The sequence below is a fragment of the Desulfocicer niacini genome, assembly GCF_054657595.1.
This window is the reverse complement of sequence record NZ_BAAHYK010000119.1, coordinates 1-2,666: the sequence shown is the minus strand read 5'-3', so window position 1 is coordinate 2,666 and position 2,666 is coordinate 1. Positions and strand designations below refer to the sequence as shown.

Here is a 2,666-nt window from a genome sequence, read left to right as displayed (position 1 = left end):
CAGTGTATCCGAAGACTTTGCTGAGCATGATGGAAAGCCAGACGCAGTTGAAGAATCCTGCTGTGACATGTCACCGGCTTTTATCAGCGGCATCGGACAATACCTGCCGAAATCACAAATCACGTTTGACAAACTTCATGTCATGAAGATCATCAACAACGCTGTGGATGAGGTACGTCGCCAGGAACAAAAAAATCATCCGGAACTGAAAAAACCAGCCCACATTAATAACGGAATCCTTGAGGGCATCAACAGTCTGATCCGGGCGGCCAAAGCAAAAGCCAGAGGGTATCGTTCGTCTCGAAACTATATCACCATGATCTACCTCATAGCGGGTAAGCTTGATTATACGCTACTCGCATGAAACAGCGAGGAGCCATTTTTATGATTCTGGCCATCTGCCTTTCGATTGCATTGCGACCATCCAACCGGGATATTCAGAGGCCAACGCACTGATCTTATCCAGTTTTCTCATTTCATCATCCGACAGTTTTTCACGGGTTGATGCGATATTGTCTATTAGCTGCTCATTGTTTTTAGCACCAATGATGATACTGGTTACAGATTTTTTTTGCAGCATCCACGCCAGTGCAATTCTGGCAACTGAGGTGTCGTGTTCTTTAGCAATTTCTGCCAGAACATCGATGATGTCGTATGCCCTTTCCTTGTTCACGGGTGGGAAGTCGAATTCGTCCCTGCGGCTGTTGCCTGCTTTTTGTGTGGTTCGAGAATATTTACCTGAAATAAAACCACCGGCCAGAGGACTCCAGGGCATTAACGCGAGTCCTTCGCTTTCTGCCAGGGGAATCAGTTCACGTTCAATATCCCGACCTGCAATGCTATAATAATTTTGGAGGGCAATAAATTTGGTCCAGCCCATTTTTTCAGCAATGGCATTGGCTTTCATCACTTTCCAGGCCGGATGATTGCTAATTCCCAGATACCGTACTTTACCAGCTCGAACAACATCCTCTAACGCACGCATGGTTTCTTCCAATGGGGTGATTGAATCGACACCATGGATATACAATAGATCTATATGTTCCAGTTGCAATCGCTTCAAACTATCATTCACAGAATCAATAATATGGAGATGAGAGAGTCCAATCTGATTGGCTCCGGAGCCCATCCGGCTGCATACTTTGGTGGCAATCACCAGTTGCTGCCTATCTACTCCCAGGTCCCTGAGCGCTTTTCCCAGTAAAAGTTCAGACAAACCCTCTGAATAGACATTTGCTGTGTCAATAAAATTTATTCCGTTTTCGATGGCCAGTTTCACCAGTTCTGTGGCTTCTTCTTGCGGCATCCGTCCAATTGCTTCCCAAAAGCCCTTACCACCAAAAGTCATGGTTCCAAGACATAGTTCGGAGACTAATGTCCCTGTGTTTCCCAGTTGCTTATAATTCATGGTTACCTCCCATTGATAAAGTTGTTCCCAACTTTTAAATTATTGTGATGTGGCTTGGGCACTTTTTGCCTAATCAGTGACTATTTTCAGCTCATACTAACCTCAACGCAGTAATTTTTCGTAATCACTTGGTTTTATGATATTATTTACCATCCTTACCTTCCGTTATCCCATAGATTTCGGCATATGTTTATAATCATATTCCGTGCCAAAATAAAATCCTGTTCTCTGGGGAAAAGTGATAAATGCATCGAACTCGGAACGATATGAAGAAATCTGCTCTTGGCATTCCTTGCTGATGCATAGATCTGCTCAATCACTTTTAATGGTATTACATCGTCAACCTCTGCAGCAATGACCAAAAGCTGACAGTAGGTATGCCGTGGTCATTCAGGGATTGACGTAGACGTAAAAGCGTGTTGGATTTGTTGGTTCGGTTGCTGCTTCTTTGATCAAATTTTTGTCGGAATTTACCATTTCAGACATCATGCTGGGTATTTCAACCGCAGAAGGAGGCGTATAAATTTTAAAGCGTTCCCCATTTGCAGTTTTTTACAAAAGACTGCAAAGTATTTTTGAGGTCATATGAAGGATGTCTAAAATTCCTTGAAAATTCTGGCCAACGGGTGTCCTTTGGCTTCAATATGCAAATCATTAAAATGTCCATAGGCGGTCTGGGTTGCCTCATACCCGGAATTAACAAGTCTTTCCTGCACCCGATTCAAAAGTAATTTTGCCTGGTCTGGTTCTGCTTTCTCCTCGGCCAGATGGGTAAAAGAGTGGAGCAAAATTTTCTTTACATCCCATTTCCGGGCAAGCCATTTGGCATTTTTTACAAGTTTTGTCTCCGACGAACCACCATTTTCAATATCCCTTGACTCCACATGAACAAAGGCAACCACAACATCTTCCTTTGCTTCCGGCCCAGATTCTGGAACATTATCAAGGGTCTTTATTGTGGGAGTCCAGGCAAATTTATCACAATACCAGAATAGCACTCTCATAATATCACTGTAATCCTAATTGCCGGGTAATTATGGTATTTCGGCCAGCTGATTCATAATACAGACATGCATTTGGGTAATCTCAGCTTGTCCATAGACGGGAACCGCGAAACGGCAAAACAGTGTTTGCCTTGTTAAGTCATTACTCAAACACATTTTTGATGACCACATCATTGAGGCTGAGTTGCCCTGGACGTGACCATGCCTGTTTTGTGCCTTTTCCAATTGCCACAAACATGGCAATTACATGATCC

Annotated in this window: 3 protein-coding genes; 1 reads left to right on the top strand and 2 read right to left on the bottom strand. The window is 43.4% G+C overall.

The window, feature by feature from the left end; all coding sequences use genetic code 11:
• On the top strand, positions 1-364 hold a 364-nt coding region (locus tag ACYQ2M_RS24915), incomplete at its 5' end, for a transposase (protein ID WP_459919109.1).
• Between the two features lie 18 nt (positions 365-382).
• Here the strand turns inward: ACYQ2M_RS24915 and ACYQ2M_RS24910 are convergent.
• Positions 383-1,408: an aldo/keto reductase gene (locus ACYQ2M_RS24910; RefSeq protein WP_459919108.1), complete on the bottom strand. Its 1,026-nt coding sequence runs from the start codon at positions 1,406-1,408 to the stop codon at positions 383-385.
• Positions 1,409-2,004: 596 nt separating this feature from the next.
• A complete protein-coding gene (locus ACYQ2M_RS24905; RefSeq protein WP_459919107.1) occupies positions 2,005-2,412 on the bottom strand; it encodes a threonyl-tRNA synthetase editing domain-containing protein in 408 nt (135 codons plus the stop codon).
• Between the last annotated feature and the right edge of the window lie 254 nt (positions 2,413-2,666).